The 4,042-nt window shown below is 69.0% G+C and carries 7 protein-coding genes and 1 pseudogene; 1 reads left to right on the forward strand and 7 read right to left on the reverse strand.

Going from position 1 to position 4,042, the window contains the following annotated elements; translation table 11 throughout:
* From HUU96_RS15180 to rpmF, 6 genes are all read right to left on the reverse strand, one after another.
* On the reverse strand, window positions 1–181 hold a 181-nt coding region (locus HUU96_RS15180; RefSeq protein ID WP_254605216.1), incomplete at its 3' end, for a DNA-processing protein DprA.
* Window positions 182–227: 46 nt separating this feature from the next.
* The gene (locus HUU96_RS12615) at window positions 228–575 is read right to left on the reverse strand and encodes a MerR family transcriptional regulator (RefSeq protein ID WP_174293118.1); all 348 of its coding nucleotides are present in this window, start codon (window positions 573–575) and stop codon (window positions 228–230) included.
* A gap of 8 nt (window positions 576–583) precedes the next feature.
* On the reverse strand, window positions 584–883 hold the full coding sequence (locus HUU96_RS12620) for an integration host factor subunit alpha (protein ID WP_174293123.1): 300 nt from the start codon (window positions 881–883) through the stop codon (window positions 584–586).
* Between the two features lie 96 nt (window positions 884–979).
* On the reverse strand, window positions 980–1,954 hold the full coding sequence (locus tag HUU96_RS12625) for a beta-ketoacyl-ACP synthase III (RefSeq protein ID WP_302480243.1): 975 nt from the start codon (window positions 1,952–1,954) through the stop codon (window positions 980–982).
* A complete protein-coding gene (plsX, locus tag HUU96_RS12630; protein ID WP_174293119.1) occupies window positions 1,955–3,001 on the reverse strand; it encodes a phosphate acyltransferase PlsX in 1,047 nt (348 codons plus the stop codon).
* A gap of 22 nt (window positions 3,002–3,023) precedes the next feature.
* Complete coding sequence (gene rpmF / locus HUU96_RS12635) at window positions 3,024–3,203, reverse strand: 50S ribosomal protein L32 (RefSeq protein WP_174293120.1); 180 nt, start codon at window positions 3,201–3,203, stop codon at window positions 3,024–3,026.
* A 212-nt stretch (window positions 3,204–3,415) separates the two neighbouring features.
* Between rpmF and HUU96_RS12640 the strand changes: the two genes are divergently transcribed.
* Window positions 3,416–3,859 carry an MAPEG family protein gene (locus HUU96_RS12640; RefSeq protein ID WP_174293121.1) on the forward strand — a complete coding sequence of 148 codons (444 nt, stop codon included), beginning with the start codon at window positions 3,416–3,418 and terminating at the stop codon, window positions 3,857–3,859.
* 1 nt (window position 3,860) lies between these two features.
* Here HUU96_RS12640 and HUU96_RS12645 read toward each other — a convergent pair.
* A pseudogene (locus tag HUU96_RS12645) lies at window positions 3,861–4,042 on the reverse strand (lipopolysaccharide biosynthesis protein); the annotation flags it as partial.

Here is a 4,042-nt window from a genome sequence, read left to right on the forward strand (position 1 = left end):
CATGAAGCGCCGCCTTGCTCTGCGGGTAGGCGATCTCGGCCGCGCCCGCCAGGACGGCGACGGTGCTGTCACCACCCTCGAGGGCCCCACCGTGCGCCGCGCTGTCGATCCCGAGCGCGCCGGCCGAGGGGGAGGAAGAGGCACCCCGTCCGCGCCGCCGCCGGGTCCGCGCCGCCAGCACCGAGGTGTCGCCGCTGGGCTGATCCGCCAGCGATCGATCTCCTGCGCTAACCGCGAGGCGGCGTCTCGTCGCTCGCCAGGGCGGCCGCCAGTGCGTCACGGATCGCGCGCAATGGCGAGGGCGCGGCGATCGACACCTGCGGAGCGTCGTCGGCGAGCAGCTGCTGGACGCCGCGGATCGTGTAGCCTTGGCGGTTCAGCAAGGCATCGATGCGGCGCACCAGCGCCACGTCCTCCGGACGGTAGTAACGGCGCTGGCCGGCGCGGGTCAGCGGCTTCAGCTCAGGGAACCGCGTCTCCCAGAAGCGCAGGATGTGCGGCGGCAAGCCAAGCTCGCGCGACAGTTCGCCGATCGTCAGCAACGCTCCCGTGGCCTTGGCGACGGGGTCCGCCAAGGGACGCGTCAGCCCGCGGCGCTGATACGTTCGCGCATCATCTGGCTGGCGCGAAAGGTAAGGACGCGGCGCGGCTCGATCGGCACCTCGATCCCGGTCTTGGGGTTGCGACCGACGCGCTCACCCTTGTCGCGGAGCACGAAGGTGCCGAAGCCCGAAATCTTGACGTTCTCGCCCTCGGAAAGCGCGTAGCACATCTCGTGCAGGATCTGTTCGACCAGCTTGCCCGAATCGGCACGCGACAGACCGACCTGCCGGTGCAGCGCCTCGGCGAGGTCTGCCCGGGTCAGCGTGCCGACGTTCGACATTTCCATAACAGCCCCCTCTGATGTACGTTAGTCTATCACAAGCCGATCGTCGCGGAAAAGGGGCTTTGTACGCGCTGCCCTGTCCCGCGCTGCGGCTCAGACGCGCAGCACCGCCGCGCCCCAGGTGAAGCCGCCGCCCATCGCCTCCAGCACGACGATCTGTCCCGGCCGGATGCGGCCGTCGCGCACCGCCACGTCCAGCGCCAGCGGCACGGACGCAGCGGAGGTGTTGGCGTGCTGGTCGACGGTCATCACCACCTTCTCCGCCGGCAATCCCAGTTTGCGCGCGGTCGCGTCGAGGATGCGGGCATTGGCCTGGTGCGGCACCACCCAGTCGACCTCGTCGGATGTCAGCCCCGCCTTGGCGACGACTTCCCCCATCACCGCGGCGAGGTTGGTGACCGCGTGGCGGAACACCTCCTTGCCCTTCATGCGCAGCTTGCCGACGGTGCCGGTCGTCGAGGGGCCGCCATCGACATAGAGCAGCTGGTTGTGGCGACCGTCGGCGTGGAGCGAGGTGGCAAGGATGCCGCGCCCGGCCGGGTCGGCGGCGTCGACCTCCTGCGCTTCCAGCACGATCGCACCGGCACCGTCGCCGAACAGGACGCAGGTGGTGCGGTCCTCCCAATCGAGGATGCGGCTGAACGTCTCCGCGCCGATCACCAGCGCGCGGGTGTGGACACCGGCGCGGATCATCGCGTCGGCGACCTGCACCGCATAGAGGAAGCCCGAGCAGACCGCAGCGACGTCGAACGCGACACAGTCGCCGATACCCAGCATCGCCTGCACCTTGGTGGCGCTGGCCGGAAAGGTCTGGTCTGGGGTGGCGGTGGCGAGGACGATCAGGTCGATGTCGGTCGCGGCCAGGCCGGCGGCGGCGATCGCCGCCCGCGCCGCGTCCGCACCAAGCGTCGCGGTCGTCTCGTCGGGGCCGGCGATGTGGCGGAAGCGGATGCCGGTGCGTTCGACGATCCACTCGTCGCTGGTATCGACCTGTTCCGCGAGTTCGGCGTTGGCGACCCGGCGCACCGGCAGCGCCGAGCCGGTGCCGATCAGGACCGACCGGATCACCTACGCGACCGCCTGGCGGATCGCGCCCAGATCGTCGGCGATGCGGCGCGTCAGGTTGGCGCTCACCAGCTTGGCGGCGTTGCCGATCGCGGTGGCGACGCCCAGCTCGTTGGCCCCGCCATGGCTCTTCACCACGACGCCGTTGAGGCCCAGGAAGACCGCGCCATTGTGGTTGTTGGGGTCGAGATGATCGCGCAGCAGCTCGGTCGCGGGGCGCGAGATCAGGAAGCCGATCTTGGAGCGTGCCGAGCTGGAGAAGGCCCGCTTGAGCAGGTCGGCGACGAAACGCGCGGTGCCTTCCGCGGTCTTGAGCGCGATATTGCCGGCGAAGCCGTCGCAGACGATGACGTCATGGTCGCCGCGCGCCAGCTTGTCGCCCTCGACGAAGCCGGTGAAGTCGAGCGGCAGGCCGCCGACCGCGCCGTTGGCGGTCTCGCGCAGGGTGTGAGCCGCATCGCGGATCTCGTCGGTGCCCTTCTGGTCCTCGCTGCCGATGTTGAGCAGGCCGACCCGGGGCCGCTCCAGGTCGAAGATGATCCGTGCATAGGCTGCGCCCATGATCGCGAACTGCACCAGGTTGCGCGCGTCGCATTCGGTATTGGCCCCGAGGTCGAGCATCACGACGTCGTTGTCGCCCAGCGTCGGCAGCGGCGCGGCGAGCGCCGGCCGGTCGATCCCCGGCAGCATCCGCAGCGCCAGCTTCGCCATCGCCATCAGCGCGCCGGTGTTGCCCGACGACACCGCCGCAGCGGCACGGCCGCGCTTCACCAGATCGATGGCGATGCCCATCGATGTGGTCTTGGCACGCCGGATCGCCTGGGTCGGCTTCTCGGCCGCCTCAACCGTCTCCGGCGCGTGGACGATCTCGCTGTGCTGCGACAGATTAGGATGGTTCTTCAGCCCCGCCGCGATCGCGCTCTCGTCGCCGACCAGCAGGAAGCGCATCTCCTCGTGCCGCCGACGCGCGCGGGCGACCCCGGCAAGCATCACGGCCAACCCCTCGTCGCCGCCCATGGCATCGACGGCAATCCAGGAAGGGTCGGTCATGAATAGGAGGCCTTGAAGGAGCTTACGCCTCGAGCGCGACGACCTCTCGGCCGTTATAATAGCCGCAGTTCAGGCACATGTGATGCGGCCGCTTCAGCTCGCCGCAATTGGGGCACTCCTGAAACGAGGCGGCGATCAGCGAATCATGGCTGCGTCGCATACCGCGCTTGGAGGGCGAAGTCTTTCTTTTGGGGACGGCCATTGCGGCACCTTGCTTGTCTGTACGATTGAAACGACTCGACGCGTCGGGCCCGCACCGGAAACCACCAACAGGCCGACCTGTTAGGGGCGGAACCACCGGGGCACCAGGCAGGCCGGGCGCGTCGCGAAGCGCGGGGCTATAGCGATTTCGCCTCGCGTTGCAAGCGCAAGGCACGGCTGTAGGGTGGCGCGAAAGCCCCGGGAGTTCTTACGATGCCGTTCACCATTCTGCCGATCTCGCTGATCCTTGCCGCGGCCTGCGCGATCATCAACCTGTGGCTGGGCATCCGCGTCGGCCAGGTTCGGCAACGCGAGAAGGCGTGGGTCGGCGATGCCGGGTCGGAGCCGTTGATCCGGCGGATGCGCGCGCAGCTGAACTTCGTCGAGAACGTCGTGTTCGTGCTCGTGCTGGTCGCGCTGATCGAGCTGTGCACAGGGTCCAACATCTGGCTGGCGATCCTCGCCGGAGTGTTCGTGGCCGGCCGGCTACTCCATCCGTTTGGCATGGACGGCTGGATGCCGGGGCGGATGATCGGCGCGACGACGACGATGCTGGTGCAGCTGGCGCTGGCAGTCTGGGCAGTGACGATCCCGATCGTCGCGCACTACGAGCTGCAGCGCGCCGTGCCGACCGAGACGGTGGTGCCCGCCGGCTGAGCTAGCGGCTGTCCTTCACCAGGCCGATGATCTCGGCGATCAGCGCGCGGGCGAACAGCGCCAGCCAGCCGGCATAGATACCAGAGCCGATCGCGACTAGCGCCGCCAGCCGCCCGGCGACCGGCATCGGCGGCAATGCGCGGTCGACCAGCGTCACGATCAGCGCCATGCCGATCGCCGCCA

This window comes from Sphingomonas bacterium (genome assembly GCF_903644135.1).
In the GTDB taxonomy this organism is placed as follows: Bacteria; Pseudomonadota; Alphaproteobacteria; order Sphingomonadales; family Sphingomonadaceae; genus Sphingomonas.